Origin of the sequence: Natronomonas aquatica (genome assembly GCF_024449025.1) — an archaeon.
Classification (GTDB): domain Archaea; phylum Halobacteriota; class Halobacteria; order Halobacteriales; family Haloarculaceae; genus Natronomonas; species Natronomonas aquatica.
In genome coordinates, this window is sequence record NZ_JAHLKM010000001.1 from 311,547 (window position 1) to 327,723 (window position 16,177).

The 16,177-nt window shown below is 66.1% G+C and carries 12 protein-coding genes; 10 read left to right on the plus strand and 2 right to left on the minus strand.

Features of this window, described 5'->3' with window-relative positions; all coding sequences use genetic code 11:
* Positions 1–58 precede the first annotated feature (58 nt).
* The 4 genes from KM295_RS01695 to KM295_RS01710 all read left to right on the plus strand — a co-directional run bounded on the left by KM295_RS01695 (position 59) and on the right by KM295_RS01710 (position 6,400).
* Positions 59–1,288: a PQQ-dependent sugar dehydrogenase gene (locus tag KM295_RS01695; protein WP_256028129.1), complete on the plus strand. Its 1,230-nt coding sequence runs from the start codon at positions 59–61 to the stop codon at positions 1,286–1,288.
* Between the two features lie 116 nt (positions 1,289–1,404).
* Positions 1,405–1,758: a DUF7518 family protein gene (locus KM295_RS01700; RefSeq protein WP_256028130.1), complete on the plus strand. Its 354-nt coding sequence runs from the start codon at positions 1,405–1,407 to the stop codon at positions 1,756–1,758.
* A gap of 9 nt (positions 1,759–1,767) precedes the next feature.
* On the plus strand, positions 1,768–5,346 hold the full coding sequence (gene smc / locus KM295_RS01705; protein WP_256028131.1) for a chromosome segregation protein SMC: 3,579 nt from the start codon (positions 1,768–1,770) through the stop codon (positions 5,344–5,346).
* Positions 5,339–6,400 (plus strand): segregation and condensation protein A, encoded by a 1,062-nt coding sequence (locus tag KM295_RS01710; RefSeq protein WP_256028132.1) that lies wholly within the window; start codon positions 5,339–5,341, stop codon positions 6,398–6,400. Before smc ends, KM295_RS01710 begins: the two co-directional genes overlap by 8 nt.
* 11 nt (positions 6,401–6,411) lie before the next feature.
* On the opposite strand, the gene KM295_RS01715 is transcribed toward KM295_RS01710, so the two are convergent.
* Positions 6,412–7,107 carry a phosphoribosyltransferase gene (locus KM295_RS01715; protein ID WP_256028133.1) on the minus strand — a complete coding sequence of 232 codons (696 nt, stop codon included), beginning with the start codon at positions 7,105–7,107 and terminating at the stop codon, positions 6,412–6,414.
* A gap of 134 nt (positions 7,108–7,241) precedes the next feature.
* On the opposite strand from KM295_RS01715, the gene KM295_RS01720 reads away from it, so the two are divergent.
* The 5 genes from KM295_RS01720 to KM295_RS01740 all read left to right on the plus strand — a co-directional run bounded on the left by KM295_RS01720 (position 7,242) and on the right by KM295_RS01740 (position 14,278).
* Positions 7,242–8,414: an MFS transporter gene (locus KM295_RS01720; RefSeq protein ID WP_256028134.1), complete on the plus strand. Its 1,173-nt coding sequence runs from the start codon at positions 7,242–7,244 to the stop codon at positions 8,412–8,414.
* A gap of 50 nt (positions 8,415–8,464) precedes the next feature.
* Positions 8,465–9,379, plus strand: coding sequence for a PhzF family phenazine biosynthesis protein (locus KM295_RS01725; protein ID WP_256028135.1), 915 nt, complete (start codon positions 8,465–8,467; stop codon positions 9,377–9,379).
* A gap of 67 nt (positions 9,380–9,446) precedes the next feature.
* Complete coding sequence (gene ppsA, locus KM295_RS01730) at positions 9,447–11,723, plus strand: phosphoenolpyruvate synthase (protein WP_256028136.1); 2,277 nt, start codon at positions 9,447–9,449, stop codon at positions 11,721–11,723.
* A gap of 64 nt (positions 11,724–11,787) precedes the next feature.
* Entirely contained in the window at positions 11,788–13,932 is a 2,145-nt protein-coding gene (gene metG / locus KM295_RS01735) for a methionine--tRNA ligase (RefSeq protein WP_256028137.1), read from the plus strand.
* Positions 13,933–13,981: 49 nt separating this feature from the next.
* Positions 13,982–14,278, plus strand: coding sequence for a DUF7312 domain-containing protein (locus KM295_RS01740; protein WP_256028138.1), 297 nt, complete (start codon positions 13,982–13,984; stop codon positions 14,276–14,278).
* A 51-nt stretch (positions 14,279–14,329) separates the two neighbouring features.
* Here the strand turns inward: KM295_RS01740 and KM295_RS01745 are convergent, their stop codons facing one another.
* Positions 14,330–15,316, minus strand: coding sequence for a D-2-hydroxyacid dehydrogenase (locus KM295_RS01745; RefSeq protein WP_256028139.1), 987 nt, complete (start codon positions 15,314–15,316; stop codon positions 14,330–14,332).
* 116 nt (positions 15,317–15,432) lie between these two features.
* Between KM295_RS01745 and KM295_RS01750 the strand changes: the two genes are divergently transcribed.
* The gene (locus tag KM295_RS01750) at positions 15,433–16,173 is read left to right on the plus strand and encodes an SDR family oxidoreductase (protein WP_256028140.1); all 741 of its coding nucleotides are present in this window, start codon (positions 15,433–15,435) and stop codon (positions 16,171–16,173) included.
* The last annotated feature ends 4 nt before the right edge of the window (positions 16,174–16,177 follow it).

Consider the following 16,177-nt stretch of genomic DNA (forward strand, 5'->3'; position numbering starts at 1 on the left):
GGAACACCCGGGGAGGTGTCGGGTACAGGCTGAAGTCGCCCCGCCCCGTACCGCCGGTATGGACCGGCGATCGTATCTCTCGGCGCTCGGGGTCGTCGCCGCCGGCTCCCTCGCCGGGTGTAGCGGGAACGGGTCGGGCGACGGGGGCTCGGACGGCGAAGAGTCGGACGGTTCGGAGCCGGACGGCGCCGATACGGACGGCTCCGACACCGTCGGAGTCACCGTCGAGACGGTCACCGAAGGGCTCGAGCATCCGTGGGGGGTCGCCTTCCTGCCGGACGGAAAGCGACTGCTCGTGACGGAGCGTGACGCCGGGCGACTGTCCCTCGTCGATCGGGAAAGCGGCGAGCGAGAACCGCTCGGCGGTACACCCGAAGTGTACGCCGGGGGACAGGGCGGACTCCTCGACGTCGCCGTCCATCCGGGCTTCCCGGACGAGCCGTGGGTGTATCTGACCTACTCGGCGACGAACGACACCGGGGCCTCGGGCACCCACCTCGGCCGGGGGCGGCTCGACCCCGGTGCGGCGCGGCTATCCTCGTTCGAACTCCTTCACGCCGCCGAACCGTTCGTCGAATCCGACGGCCACTACGGATCACGGGTCGTCTTCGGGACGGACGGGGCGGCCTATCTGACCGTCGGGGACCGCCAATTCAAGAATTTCGGGCCCGATCACGTCGCCCAGAACACGACGAACGAACTCGGGGCGACGCTCCGGCTGGCGCCCGACGGCTCGGTTCCCGACGACAACCCCTTCCTCGAGGATCCGGACGTCGAGGATACGATCTTCAGCTACGGCCATCGGAACCCCCAGTCGATGGCCGTCCACCCCGAGACGGGCGAACTCTGGCAGGCCGAACACGGCGAACGGGACGGCGACGAGATCAACGTCCTCGAACGCGGCGGCAACTACGGCTGGCCGGTCGCGACGTACGCCTGCGAGTACGGCACCGACGACCCTGTCGGCGACCGGCCGGACGAGCGAGAGGAGTTCGTCGAGCCGGTCCACTACTGGGAGTGCGGCAGTGGCGGGTTCCCGCCCTCGGGGGCGGCGTTCTACGACGGCGAGGCGTTCCCGGCGTGGCGCGGCGATCTGTTCCTCGGTAACCTGGCCGGGGAGTACCTCGGCCGCTTCGCCGTCGACGGCCGGAGCGTCGAGGAACGCGAGCCACTCTTGACCGACCGGGGATGGCGAATCAGGGCGATCGAGAGCGCGCCCGGAAACGGCGGCCTCCACGTGGCGATCGACGGCGATCCCGCCCCGATTGTCCGGCTGGTCCCCGAGTGATCGCTACCCCTCAGAACCGGACCGGACCGAACCAGCCGATCCCGACCGGGCGGCGTATCAGCCGCAGTGAGAATGTCTGACGCACATTTATACGTCCGGGGAGCGGTAACGGAAGTATGTCCGGGAACCGAGTCGAGGAACTCGAGGCCAAGGTCCGCGAGCTCGAGGCGACAGTCGAAGGATTGACAGACGAACTCGTCGAGACGAAAGAACGGCTTGGCGCCCTCGAGGACGAAGCCGGCGTCGAACCCGACGTACTCGTCGGGCGTGGTGTCGATCGGGACCGGTCGATCGGGACGGGTCCGTCAGCCGACACCGAACGCGGGAACGGACCGGCGACGGGCGAGGAACCGATGGCCGACGAGGAGTCGACGACGGAAGCCGAGACGACGGAAGCGGAAGCGGAGGCGGAGTCCGACGGGGAGGAGAAGACGGACTCCGAATCCGGCGACGACATCATCGTCGCCTGATCCGACGCTATGCATATCAAAGAACTCGTCCTCGACAACTTCAAGAGCTTCGGCCGTAAGACGCGTGTCCCGTTATACGAGGATTTCACCACGATCAGCGGCCCGAACGGCTCCGGGAAATCCAACATCATCGATTCGGTGCTCTTCGCGCTCGGGCTCGCCCGTACGTCGGGCATCCGCGCGGAAAAACTGACCGACCTCATCTACAACCCCGGCCACGAGGACGAGGCGAACGACTTCTCCGGAGAGCGGGAAGCCTCGGTCGAAGTCATCCTCGACAACAGCGACGGGACGCTTACCCGCCAGCAGGTCGTGTCGGCGGCCGGCACGGAGAAGATCGGGGACACCGAGGAGATCTCGGTCCGACGGCGGGTCAAACAGACCGACGAGGACACCTATTACTCGTATTATTATCTCAACGGCCGGTCGGTGAACCTCTCGGACATCCAGGACCTGCTCGCACAGGCCGGCGTTACCCCCGAGGGGTACAACGTCGTGATGCAGGGCGACGTGACCGAGATCATCACCATGACACCCGGTTCGCGCCGGACGATCATCGACGAGATCGCCGGCGTCGCCCAGTTCGACGCGAAGAAGGAGGACGCCTTCGAGGAACTCGAGACGGTACAGGATCGGGTTTCGGAGGCCGAACTCCGGATCGAAGAAAAGGAGGGCCGCCTCGAGAGACTCGAGGACGAACGCGAGACGGCGCTGGAGTACAAGGAACTGAAAGCCGAAAAGGAAGAGTACGAGGGCTATCGGAAGGCGGCCGAACTCGAGGAGAAGCGGGACGAGATCGAATCGGTGCGCGAGACGATCGAGACGAAAGCGGAGAAACGCGACGAGCTACAGCGGGAACTCGACGAACGGCAGGGCCGGGTGACGCGCCTCGAGGAGGATCTGGCCGATCTCAACGCCGAGATCGAGCGGAAAGGCGAGGACGAACAGCTAGCGATCAAACGCGAGATCGAAGAGACGAAAGGCGAGATCGCCCGCCTCGAGGACCGCATCGGGACCGAAAACGACCGGATCGAGGACGCCGAGGCCGAGCGCCGACAGGCGTTCGTCCAGATCGACCGCAAACAGGAGACGATCGACGACCTCGAGGCGGAGATCCGGAACCTGAAAGTCGAGAAATCCTCGCTGAAGGCCGAAGTCAAGGAGAAGGAGGCCGAACTCGAGGAGGTCGAAGCCGAGATCGAGGCGGTCGACAGCGAATACGAGGCGACCAGGGACGCACTCGAGGAGCGCCGCGAGACGCTCCAGAAACTGAAAGACGAGCGAAACGAACTCCAGCGCGAACAGGACCGGCTGCTCGATGAATCGCGCCGCCGGACGAACGCCGAACGCGAAAAAAAGGGGGCGATCGAAAGCGCCGAGGCCGAACTCCCGGAGATCGACGCGGAGCTATCCGATCTCCGGAACGAACTGGAGAAAGCCGAGACGAACCGGGAGACGATCGCCGAGGTCGTCGAGGATTTAAAACAGGAAAGACGCGGTATACAGGACGATCTCGAGTCGATCGAGGACGAGATCTCCGAAAAGCAACAGGAGTACGCCGAACTCGAGGCCCGGGCCGACGAGAGCGGGGACGCCTCCTACGGGCGGGCGGTCACGACGGTCCTGAACGCGGAGTTCGACGGCGTCCACGGAACCGTCGGCCAGCTCGGCGGCGTCGCTCCCGAATACGCGACCGCGTGTGAGACGGCGGCAGGGGGGCGGCTCGCGAACGTCGTTGTCGACGACGACGGCGTCGGCCAGCGATGTATCGAACACCTGAAATCGAGAAACGCCGGGCGTGCGACGTTCCTCCCGATGACGGAGATGCACGGTCGGTCGCTGCCGTCGGCGCCCGACCTGCCGGGCGTCGTCGATTTCGCGTACAACCTCATCGACTTCGACCCCGAGTACGCGGAGGTGTTCTCCTACGTCGTCGGCGACACGCTCGTCGTCGAGGACATGGAGACGGCACGGGATCTGATGGGCGAGTACCGGCTTGTCACCCTGGAGGGCGACCTCGTCGAGAAGTCCGGCGCGATGACGGGCGGTTCCAGTTCCGGATCGCGGTACGCCTTCACCAAGAGCGGCAAGGGACAACTCCAGCGGGTCGCAGAACGGATCACCGACCTTCAGGAGCAAAAGGAATCGATCCGGGCGGACCTCCGGGACGTCGAGTCCAGACTCGACGACGCCCGCGACCGCCAGACCGACGCGGCCGAGCAGGTCCGCGACATCGAGGCCGAGATCGAATCGCTCGAAAGCGACCGAGAGGAGGTCGAAGACCGGATCGATCGGCTCGAATCCGAGCTGGAATCGATCGAGGAAGAACGCGAGGCCGTCGCCGAGCGGATGGAGTCGATCGAGGCCGACATCGACGAGAAAGACGACGATATCGCGGCCGTAGAGGCCGACATCGAGGATCTGGAGGCCGAGATCGCCGACTCCGAGATTCCGGAGTTGACCGGGAAAGCCGAATCGATCCGCGAGGAGATCGCGGACCTCGAAGACCGGATGGGCGAGATCGACGGCGACCGCAACGAACTCGAACTCGAAAAGCAGTACGCCGAGGAGGCCATCGAGGAGCTACACGACAACATCGAGACGGCCCAGAACCGCAAGGCCGAGGCCGAAGAGCGCGTCGCCGAACTCGAAGCGAAGATCGAGGACGAACGGGGGACGCTCGCCGAAAAGGAGGAGGCCGTCGCCGAACTCGAGGAGGAACTCTCGGATCTCAAGGGTGACCGCGAGGAACTGAAAGACGACCTCGCGGAGGCGAAATCGGCCCGCGACGAGCAGAAGGAGGCGGTCACACGCATCGAGTCCGACCTCGAAGAGCTCGAAACCACCGAGGGGCGACTCGAGTGGGAGATCGACGAGCTCGACGCACAGGTCGGCGAGTACGACCCCGACGAGATCCCGGACCACGGGACGGTCGAAACCGAGATCTCCCGGCTCGAAGGCGAGATGAACGCGTTGGAGCCGGTCAACATGCTCGCGATCGAGGAGTACGACGAGGTCGAGGCCGAACTCACCGAACTCGAGGAGAAACGCGACACGCTCGTCGAGGAAGCCGACGAGATCAGAGACCGCATCGACCAGTACGAGTCCCGCAAACGGAAGACGTTCATGGACGCCTTCGAGGGCATCAACGAGCAGTTCCGGGACATCTTCGCGCGGCTCTCGGACGGGAGCGGCGAACTCGTCTTGGAGAACCCCGAGGACCCCTTCGACGGCGGGTTGACGATGAAGGCCCAGCCGGGCGACAAGCCGATCCAGCGGCTCGATGCGATGTCGGGCGGCGAGAAATCGCTGACCGCGCTGGCCTTCATTTTCGCGATCCAGCGGTACAACCCGGCACCGTTCTACGCGCTCGATGAGATCGACGCCTTCCTCGACGCCGCCAACGCCGAGATGGTCGGCGAGATGGTCGAAGAGCTCGCCAGCGACGCCCAGTTCGTCGTCGTCTCCCACCGTTCGGCGCTTCTGGAACGCTCGGAGAGAGCCATCGGTGTTATGATGCAGGAGGACAACGTCTCGGCAGTGACCGGGATCGACCTGTCGGCCGAGGGGGTCCCCGCCGATGACTAGCGAGGGTGAGCGAAGCGAACCCTCGAACAGATCGAGCGGTGAGCGCAGCGAACCGCGAGATAGCGAGGAAGAGCGGAGTGAGTCCTCGATTCCGACCCGTACCGACGGCGGCGCGACCGGCGAAATCCCGTTGAACATCGCGGATCACGACGCCGAAACAGAGCGTCCCAACGCGGGCGGCGATCCCGACGAGCGAGGCGACGGGGAAGACGACATCCTCTCGACGTTCGACGTCTCCGATCCCCGCGAGGCGGACGACGACGAGGTCGAGCCCGTCGAGTTACTCGTCCAGCTTGCCGACGACGGCGAGATCGACCCGTGGGACATCGACGTCGTGACCGTCACCGACAAGTTCCTCGACCGCCTCGACGAGGCCGACCTCCGAACCGGCGGACGGGCGCTGTTCTACGCGTCGGTGCTGTTGCGGATGAAAAGCGACGCGATGTGGACCGACGAGGAGCCCGACGACGGTGGGGATCCGGATCCGGAACTGGAGCCGTGGGAGCTCCCGCCCGGCGAGGGGCCGCCGCCCGAGGCGGACCCATTCGCGAAGCTCGAACGGGAGATCGACCGCCGGATCGAGCGCAAACGCGCCCGCGGGACCCCCGAGACGCTCGACGAACTGGTCCGGGACCTCCGGGAGCGCGAGCGGGACACCTGGTGGAAAAAGTCCCGGAGCTACGACACCTCGTCCTCGCCGTCGGGATACGGCCGCGGGACGCAGACGCTCGATTACCGTGGAGCCGAGGATCTCCGGGCGGAGGACGAGCCCACCGCCGAGGAAGTAACCGGCCGGACGCACGACGAACACATGGAGGAGATCATAAACGACGTCTACCTCCAGCTACAGCGACACTACGACGAGGGGCGAACGGAAGTGCTGTTCGCGGAGGTCGACGGCGCGGGCGGGTCGACCGTCGATACCTTCCTCGGGGTGCTGTTTTTGGCCCACCGCGGGCGGATCCGGGTCGAACAGGACGATCTGTTCGGCGATATGTGGATCCGCGATCCGTCGGCGATCCCGGCCGAAGAGCCGGCGTCGGCCGACGATTGAACGGGGGCGGGTCACTCGGGGAGCCGCCAGACCCCCTCGTCGACGCGGACCGCGACGTCGCGACGCTCCATCTCCGAGAGCACCTCGTCGAGGCGGTTCGGCTGGGCGACCTCCATCTCGATCCGATCCAGGTCGTGATAGACCGACAGGTAATGGCGGATGTCCTCGCGCGTGAGCGTCTCGGCGTCGGCCTTCCGCATGACACCGCCGATGAGATCGATCATGTCCTCGATGAAGTTCCACGGATAGACCACCCAGGTCCACTCCTCGAGGCGTTCGCCGACGAACTCGGGTTCGAACTCGCTGGTCTGCAGTAGCTGTAAGGTCGCGGTCCGGACCGACGCGGGGTTCCGTTCGGAGACGTACTCGTGGGCGCGACGGATCGAGCCGCCGGTGTCGGCGATATCGTCGATGACGAGAACGTTTTTCCCCTCGACGCTGCCGTCCGGCATCGGGTACCGGACCTGCGGCTCGTCGGCCTTCTCGCCGGTCCCGACGTAGTGTTCCATCTTCAGGCTCGTCAGGTCGTCCAATCCGAGGAAATCACAGAGACACCGGCCGGCGAACCAGCCGCCGCGGGCCAGCGCGACGACGACGTCGGGCTCGAAGTCGGCCTGTTTGATCCCCTCGGAGACGTCCCGACACAGGCTATAGATGTACTCCCAGGTCGTGACGGTACAGTCGAACTCCTCGGGGAGGTCGCTCATACCCGCTTTCTCGGATGGGTCGTAATTAATACCTCCTCCGGGCGACCGTTCGCGCCCCGACGGCGGGAGCGAACCCGGGATCGAACCGAGTCACATAAAACTCGTCCCGTCACCGATACACGTAAGACGACCAGATGCGGTGGCGATACAAAGAGACGGTCCTCACGCTGTGTACGCTAGCGTTCTTCGTCACGATGGTCGGCCGGTTGGCGCTCAGTCCCGTCGTGCCACAGATCGTCGAGACGTTCGCCGCCTCGAACGCTGTCGTCGGCCTCGCGTTGACCGGGATGTGGCTCGCCTACGGGCTCGCACAGTACCCCAGCGGGATCCTCGCCGACCGGTACGGCGAACGGCGGGTCATCCTCGTCGCCGTCGGCGGCGCCACCCTCGCCGCGCTTTCGGTCGCACTCTCGCCGCTCTTTGCGCTGTTTTTTCTCTCGACGATCCTGCTCGGGGGCGTCGCCGGACTCCACTACAGTGTCGCGACCACGCTCCTTGCGCAAACCTACGACAACGTCGGGACGGCCGTCGGGGTCCACAACTCCGGGGCCACGATCGCCGGGCTGTGTACCCCCGTCGCCGTCGCGTGGATCACGGTGCAGTTCGGGTGGCGCATCGCGGTCGCCGCCGTCGCGACGATCGGCATACCGGCGGCGGTTCTCTTTGCGGTAAAGGTCCGCCCGACCGACCCGCGCCGTCCGGAGACGCCGCTCCGGGAGCGGGTACAGCTCTCGGTCGCCCGCGAACTCCTCTCGCGGCCACCGATCGCGTTCACGCTGGTCATCGCTATCGTCTCGGAGTTCACCTGGCAGGGAACGGCGTCGTTTCTGCCGACGTTTCTCATCGATTACCACGGCGTTTCGACGACGTTCGCAGGGGCGCTGTTTTCGGCGTATTTCGTCACACAGGGTGTCGTCCAGATCGGCATCGGCGCCGTCTCCGATCGGATCGGCCGCGACGGGGCGCTGGCCGGCTGTATGCTCGCCGGCCTCGTCGGGTTCGGGACGCTCGTGATCCGTTCCAGCACCGTTTCGATTTTCGTCGGCGTGTTTTTCGTCGCGGTGGCGATGAGTTACGGATCGGCGCTCATGCCAAGGTTTCTCCGCGAGTTCTCCGAGGCGGAGCGAAACGCCGGATTCGGACTCGTTCGGACCACCTATATGATCGCCGCCTCGCTGGGCTCGGCTGTCGTCGGACTGTTGGTCGATCTGTTCGGGTGGCCGGTCTCGTTCGGGTTTCTGGCCGCGATACTGGGAGCCGTGTTCCTCATGATTGCGATCAACCGGGCGTTCGGGTTCGGATACTAGCCCCGGTACCGCCGCCCGGCATTTAATATGGCTCCACCGGAACCGTGCGTATGGAAACCCGACGCGCCCTGCTCGTCGACGCGTTCACGCGCGAACCGCTGTCCGGCAACGCCGCCGGGCTCGTCCCCGAAGCCGAGGGGCTGGACGACGAACAGATGGGCTCGATCGCCCGGGAGTTGAACGCCTCCGAGACGGCGTTTCTCCTTCCGAGCGCCGAAGCCGACCGCCGGCTCCGGTATTTCACGCCGGCCGGCGAGATCGACCTCTGTGGTCACGCGACCGTCGCGGCCCACGCGTGGATGGCCGAGAACGGTCGGCTGACCGGGGGGGCACACACCGTAGAGACGAACGTCGGCGTCCTCGATATCGAACTCGACGAGGGGGTCGTCTGGATGACCCAGGACGTCGCCGAGGTGACGCGGGTCGACCTCGAGTACGACCGGATCGCGTCGGCGCTCGGGGTCGATCCAGCGACGCTCGCCGACGTGGGCGCTGACCTGCCGCTTGCGACCGCTTCGACGGGGCTGGAATACCTCGTCGTTCCCGTGAACTTCCTGTCGGCGCTTTCTGGGGCCGATCCGGACTTCGGCGCGATCGGGACGCTGACCGAGGAGTTCGACGCGACCGGGCTGTACGCGTTCACGTTCGATACCCTCGAAGGGAACGCGACGCTGCACGGCCGGATGTTCGCGCCCGGCGTCGGCGTCGACGAGGACCCGGTCACCGGGACTGCCGCCGGCGCGGTCGGGGCGTACCTCCGGGGGGTCGAAGCGTTCGAGGGGGAGTTACCCGAGGAAACCGTCATCGAGCAGGGACACTTCCTCGATCGGCCCGGCCGGGTCCGGGTCCGTGCCCGAACCGATCCCGTCGCCGTCGGCGGTCGTGCGGTGACGGCGCTCGAGGGGACGATCGCGGTTCCCGATCCGGGCGACGACGACATCATCGAAGCGACGGGACCGTCGTAATCGGGGCGGATCCCGCCACGGACGGCGAACGAATGGCCTAAGTTGGGGGGCAGCGAACTCTCCCGTAATGACAGCAGACGGGACGGACGGTTCCGCAGAACCCGTACTCTGGCTCGACGAGATCAGATCCGAGGACATCGGGACGGTCGGGGGCAAGGGTGCGTCCCTCGGCGAGATGACGGCCGCAGGGCTGCCGGTCCCCCCAGGGTTCATCGTCACCACGGACACCTACCGGACGTTCATCGAGGAGACGGGCATCGACGAGGAACTGTTCGATGCCGTCGATATCGATTCGGACGACAGCGACGCTCTCGCGGCGGCGGAAGCGAAGGCCGAAGAGCTCATCCTCGGAACCGAGATGCCGGAGGACGTCCGCTCGAAGATTCTCGCGGCCTACGACGACCTCGACGACGGTGAGGCGTTTGTCGCGGTCCGATCCTCGGCAACGCTCGAAGACCTCGAATCGGCCTCGTTTGCCGGCCAGCAGGACACGTATCTCAACGTCACCCGGGAGGATCTCATCGACCGGATCAAGGACTGCTGGGCGTCGCTGTTTACCCAGCGGGCGATCTACTACCGCAACGAACAGGGATTCGGCCACGACGCCGTCGACATCGCCGTCGTGGTCCAGCGGATGGTCGACGCCGAGAAGTCCGGCGTGATGTTCACCTCCCACCCCTCCAGCGGCGAGCCGAAGATCATCATCGAGGCCGCCTGGGGGCTCGGCGAGGCGGTCGTCTCCGGGTCGGTCTCGCCGGACAACTACGTCATCGACCGGGAGACGGACGAGACCGTCGAGGTGACCGTCGCGGACAAGAAGATCAAGATGGTCAAAGACGACGAGACGGGCGAGACGATCGAGGTCGAGGTGCCCGAGGACGAACGGAACACCCAGGTGCTCGACGAGGAGGAACTCGATCAGCTCGTCGAACTCGGCGAGCGGGCGGAGGCCCACTACGACGAACCCCAGGACGTCGAGTGGGCGACCATCGACGGGGAAGTGTTCATGCTCCAGTCGCGGCCGATCACGACGATCTCCGAGGACGCCGACGGGGAGGCCGATGGGCCGGACGGGAACGTGCTTTTGAACGGACTCGGTGCCTCGCCGGGGATCGCCTCCGGACCGGCCCGGATCGTCGGGGCGCTCGATCAGCTCGATAAGGTCGGCGAGGGAGACATCATCGTCACCGAGATGACGACCCCCGATATGGTGCCGGCGATGAAGCGGGCGGACGGGATCATCACCGACGAGGGCGGGATGACGAGCCACGCAGCGATCGTCGCCCGTGAACTCGGCGCGCCGGCGGTCGTCGGGGCCGGCGTCGGCACGAAACAGCTCGAGGACGGTCAGATCGTCACGATCGACGGCGACAAGGGCAGCGTCACCGCGGGCGCCGTCGAACCCGAAGAACAGACCGACTCGGTCGAGTCGGTCCGCCCCGAGAACCCGGTGAAACCGATGACGGCGACGGAGGTGAAGGTCAACGTCTCCATCCCCGAAGCCGCCGAGCGCGCCGCGGCGACCGGCGCCGACGGCGTCGGACTGCTCCGGATGGAACACATGATCCTCTCGACGAACAAAACGCCCGAACGATACATCGAGGACCACGGCGAGGACGCCTACGTCGAGGAGATCGTCGAGGGGGTCCGGACCGTCGCCGACGAGTTCTATCCCCGACCGGTCCGCGTCCGGACGCTCGATGCGCCGACCGACGAGTTCAGACAGATGGAAGGCGGCGAGGACGAACCCCACGAACACAACCCGATGCTCGGCTACCGGGGGATCCGCCGCAGCCTCGATCGACCGGAGCTTTTCGCCCACGAACTCGAGGCGTTCCGGCGACTCTTCGAGATGGGCTACGACAACGTCGAGATCATGTTCCCGCTGGTCAACGACAGCGAGGACGTCACCCGGGCGCGGAACCTGATGGAATCGGCGGGGGTCGATCCCGCGATCCGGACGTGGGGTGTCATGGTCGAGACCCCGGCCGCGGCGCTTTCGATCGAGGAGATGGGCGAGGCGGGGATCGATTTCGCCTCCTTCGGAACCAACGACCTCACCCAGTACACGCTGGCAGTAGACCGCAACAACGAACACGTCGCCGACCGTTTCGACGAACTCCACCCGGCCGTTCTCCAGCTCATCGGCGACGCGATCGAAACCTGCCGAGAACACGACATCGCGACGGGTATCTGCGGACAGGCGGGCTCGAAACCGGGGATGGTCCGGTTCCTCGTCGGCGAGGGCGTCTCCTCGATCTCGGCGAACATCGACGCGGTCAGGGACGTCCAACACGAGGTCAAACGGGAAGAACAGAAGCTCCTGCTCGACTCCGTCCGGTAAGCCGCGGTCAGCCCTCTCGGTCCAGAACGGGAGTGTTTTACCGTCCTGGCCCGGGCTATCGTGTATGCACGAGGAGTTTCCGACGGAGTCCCCGGCGGTGGTCACCTGTGGGTTGCCGTACGCCAACGGCGACCTCCACGTCGGCCACCTCCGGACCTACGTCAGCGGCGACGCCTACGCGCGGGCGCTCGATCGGCTCGGCCAGAACGTCGCGTTCGTCAGTGGCTCGGACATGCACGGGACGCCGATCGCGGTCAACGCCGCCGAGGCGGGCGTCGATCCCGAGTCCTTTGCGTTGGAGTACCACGAACAGTACGAGGAAACGTTCCCGGAGTTCAACGTCGAGTTCGACAACTACGGCCACACTCACGACGGGACGAACGCCGAGATGACCCGGTCGTTCGTCCGGTCGTGGATCGACGGCGACCACGTCTTCGAAAAGGAGATCGAGGTCGCCTGGGACGCCGAAACCGACCAGCCACTCCCCGACCGGTTCGTCGAAGGGACCTGTCCGTACTGCGGTGAGAGGGCCCGCGGTGACGAGTGCGACGAGGGCTGTCAGCGACACCTCGAGCCCGGCGAAATCGAGGATCCGGTCTCGACGATCACGGGAAACCCCGCCGAGTACCGCACCCGTCCACACAAGTTCCTCCGGCTCTCGGACTTCCAGGAGTACCTTAACGAGTTCATCGACCGGCTGGAAGGCACCGACAACGCCCAAAACCAGCCCCGGGAGTGGATCGAGGGCGAACTCCAGGACCTGTGTATCACCCGTGACATGGAGTGGGGAATCGACTACCCCGGAAGCGAGGCTTCGGAGACGCCTCGGGAAGGCGGTGAAACCGCCGAGAGCGAAGAGGAGCTGGTGTTGTACGTGTGGGTCGACGCCCCCATCGAGTACGTCTCCTCGAGCAAACAGTACACCGAAGCGGTCGGCGCCGACACCTACGACTGGGAGGCCGTCTGGAAGAATCACGGGACCGAAACCGAGCCGGACGGCGGCGAGATCGTCCACGTCATCGGCCACGACATCATCCAGCATCACACGGTCTTTTGGCCCGCCATGCTGCGTGGGGCGGGTTTCAACGAACCGCGGGCCGTGATGGCGTGTGGATTCGTCAACCTCGACGGGGAGGCCTTCTCGACCTCCCGGAACCGCGCGGTGTGGGCCGACGACTACGTCGAGTCGGGACTTCACCCCGACCTGTACCGGTATCACATCGTCACCGGCAGCGAGTTCACCGCGGACGTGGACTTCTCGTGGGACGGCCTCCAGGAACGGGTCAACAACGAGCTGGTCGGGACGCTGGGGAACTTCCTGTATCGGTCGCTGCTCTTCGCCGAGCGTAACTACGACGGGACGCCCGACGCCGAGGTGAGCGAGGAGGTCGAAGCCGAAATCGAGGCGGCGATGGACGATTTCCGGACGGCGGTCAACGACTACCGCGTCCGCGGGTTGGGGCACACCCCGGTCGAACTCGCGAAGTTCGGCAACGAGTACATCCAGCGGCACGAACCCTGGAAACTCACCGACGACGAGCCCGAACGAGCCGCGGAAGTCATCCGCGATTGCGTCCAGCTCGTGAAGGCGATCGCCGTCCTCATGGAGCCGGTGCTCCCGGGGAAGGCCGAGACCCTGTGGGCACAGCTGGGCGAAGACGACAGCGTCCACGACGCCGACCTAGGGGCGGCGCTTTCCGCCCCGCCGGCCGGGTTCGAGGATCCGGTCGAGCTGTTCGAACAGATCGAGGACGACCGCGTCGCGGGGCTCAACCGTCAGCTCGAGGAACGCATCGAGGCGGCCGACGACGGCGGTGAAAAGGCCGATAGCGACGAAGCCGACGGCGAAGAAACCGACGACGCGGTGGCCGACCTCGAGCCGATCGCCGACGACCGGGTGAGCTTCGAGGCGTTCAAAGAACTCGACATCCGGGTCGGGGAGGTACTGTCGGCCGAGCCGATCGAGGGAGCCGACAAGCTCGCGAAGCTCGAGGTCGATATCGGCCTCGAGACACGACAGATCGTCGCCGGCATCAAACAGCTCCACGATCTGGAATCGCTTTCGGGCACCCGTATCGTCGTCGTCGCGAACCTCGAGGAGAACGAACTCTTCGGGGTCGAATCCGACGGGATGCTCCTGGCGGCGGGCGAGGAGGCCGACCTGCTGACCACCCACGGCGACGCCGAGCCGGGGACGAAGATCCGATGACGGCGATCGCCGCCGACAGCCATTTGCGTCCGCCGTCGGTACAGTCGGTATGAACGACCGCGAGGACGCGGCGGAGCCGCCGGACGTCCCCGACGCCGACGATCGACCGGACGGACCGGACGGATCGGCCGACGCCGGGTCGGGAAACGGCGATCAAGCCCGGGAGTGGCGGTTCACGCTCGAGGACATCGAGGCCCGCGAGGCGGAAGCCGCGGCCGTCGAAGCGGCCGAAAAGAGCCGGACCGAGCCGATCGAATCCGGCGACCCCTCGCTTGAAGGTGCCGTCTTCGTCCTGCTCGGGGTCGGGTTCGCGCTGTTCGTTATCTCTCGGCTGTTCGTGGGGTAAACCCCGGACGGATGGGGAAACCTCCGAACGGTACTTCGACCACAGGGCTGGTCAGTCGTCCGCGTCGACCCGGTTGCGGAGATCGAGATCCCGGTACCCATCGGCTCCCTCTGCGGCGCGGACGTTCTCGGCGACGATGTCGGCGACCCGCTCCCAGTACGCGTCGGTATGCCCGGACATGTGGGGCGTGATGAGGACGTCCTCGAGGTTCCAGAGCGGGTGGTCCGCCGGCAACGGTTCGGGGTCCGTCACGTCGAGGGCGGCCTTGTGGATCTTGTTGCCGCGCAGCGCCCCGAGGAGCGCGTCGGTGTGGATTATCGGCCCCCGGCCGATGTTGATGACGACCGCATCGGACGGCAGCGTTCCGAACGCCTCCTCGTCGACGAGCCCGCGCGTCGTTTCCGTGAGCGGGCAGGCCAACACCAGATAATCCGTCCGGGCGAGCGCGTCCTGGAAGGTGGCGTCCTCGAACCCGATCACCTCGTCTGTCGGGCCGCCCTTCTCGGGGGAATAACGGACGCCGATCGTCTCGACCCCGAACGGTTCGAGCCGTTCGACGATCCCGTCCCCGATCGGCCCGAGCCCGACGACGGTGACGGTACTGCCCTCCAGTTCCCCGAAGGCCTGGTAGTGTTGCCACCGCGATTCGCGCTGGCGGCGAATACCCTCGTCCAGCCGCCGGGCGATGGCCAGCATCCACCCGATAACGTGTTCGGGGATGTTGGGGACGTGGACGCCGCTGGCGTTCGTCACGACCACGCCCTCCGAATCGAGCGTCTCCATCGGCAGGTGACCGATGCCGGCCGACGCCGCGGCGAAGTACTCGAGTTTCTCGGCGCGCCGGATCAGTTCCTCGTCGATGTGCAGGCCGACGGCGACGGGCGCCTCCGCGATGAGTTCCCGCTCTTCGGCCGTGGTACGGGCCGTTCGGACGTCGTGCTCCGGAAGCTGTTCCTCGAGCGCTTCCGTACACTCCTGAGAGCCCATCCCGTGGAGCTTTTCACGCAGTACGAGGATGTCGGGACCGTGGTTCGTCATGGACGGCCGTTCTCGGGTGGCAAGTATATAAATATCGGAGAGCAGCGTCCGTCGATTCCTCGCCCGGGTAGACCGAGGGCCAAGGGTATAATTACACACCCCGCGAACGCCCGACGATGACCGGTTCACAACCGCTCGAAGGGAAGACCGTACTGTTGACTGGAGCCAGCGCCGGGATCGGCCGGGCCACCGCCCGGGAGGTCGCCGCCGCCGGCGGGGACGTCGCGCTCGCCGCCCGCCGCGAGGAGCGCCTACAGGAACTGGCCGAGGAACTCGAATCCGAGCACGGCGTCGGAACGCTCGTCGCTCCGACCGACGTCCGCGACAGCGACGCGGTCGCCGAAACCGTCGCGCGAACCGTCGAGGAGTTCGGCGGGCTGGACGTGGCGGTCTGTAACGCCGGGCTCATCGCCGGTTCGGCGATCGAGGACCTCCCGGACGAGGAGTACCACCGGATGATGGATGTCAACACTGACGGGGTGTTTTTCACCGCCCGCGAGTCGATCCCCCACCTCCGGGAGTCGGAGGGGCACGTGGTGATCGTCGGGAGCTTCGCCGGGCAGTACCCGCGGCCGTTCAACCCCGTCTACGCCGCGAGCAAATCGTGGGCCAGAAGCTTCGCCCACAGCCTCGAGGCGCAGGTCGGCGAGGAAGGGATCGCCGTCTCCGTCGTGAACCCGACGGAGGTACGCTCGGAGTTCGGTGACGGCTCCCGGATGAAAGAACGGTACGGTCCCGAGGAGGCCAGCGATCCGGGCGATATCGCCGAGGCGATCGTGTTCGCGGCCACCCGCGAGCAACCGAACACCGTCAGCGAACTGGACCTCTATCGCCCGGACAAGTTCAGCGGCTTCTGATACG